This window comes from Sutterella massiliensis (assembly GCF_016899755.1).
In the GTDB taxonomy this organism is placed as follows: Bacteria; Pseudomonadota; Gammaproteobacteria; order Burkholderiales; family Burkholderiaceae_F; genus Sutterella; species Sutterella massiliensis.
Window position 1 is genome coordinate 1 of the sequence record NZ_JACJJC010000191.1, and the last position, 680, is coordinate 680.

The following is a 680-nucleotide window of genomic DNA, read 5'->3' on the forward strand; positions in this document are numbered from 1 at the left end:
ACCCTTAGCAATGCTGCGCAGCGCTTCATTCACTTCGCTATCCGTCTCGAGATTGGTCGCTCGACCGACCTGTTCGATCGAATGGTCGACGCCGTAAGCCTTGGCCATGCCGCAAACAATCCTCTCAACGCTCTCGCACATGAAGGCGTTCACGACTTCGGTAGCACCTCGCGTTTCGATCTGCAGATACGCATTCACCGGAACCACATTGCGGCCTTCGCCGGCAACGAGTCGGCCGATCGAGATACGCGTATCGCCTTCCCCTGAGCGCGGAATCCCGGCAAGTGCGGTTGCTGTCGCAGCTGCCGCGAGCAATGCGCTTCGTCCCTTCTGTGGAGCCGTTCCTGCATGTGCCGGCACGCCCTTGAAGCGAATATCGAACTTCGTCGTTGCGAAAAAACCTTTTTCGCAGATGCCGATCTCTCCCAGGCGGCAGCCTGTGCCGATATGCGAGCAGATGAGATAGTCGACATCTTCGAGCAAACCGCCCTTTGCGAGCGGAAGTCCGCCGCGAGTACCCTCTTCGGCAGGCTGGAAGAATATGCGGATCTTGCCGCAGAGTTCGTCGCGGTGATCCGTGCACCAATGCGCCAGCGCAAGGCCGACCGCGCTGTGGCCGTCGTGCCCGCACGCATGCATTAAGCCGATTCGCTCTGACGCATACCCGCCCGCATTCGCTT

The 680-nt window shown here is 59.9% G+C and carries 1 protein-coding gene; it reads right to left on the reverse strand.

Going from position 1 to position 680, the window contains the following annotated elements:
* Positions 1-680 (reverse strand): amidohydrolase (locus tag H6A60_RS12105; RefSeq protein WP_205104976.1); only part of this gene is annotated, 680 nt, incomplete at both ends.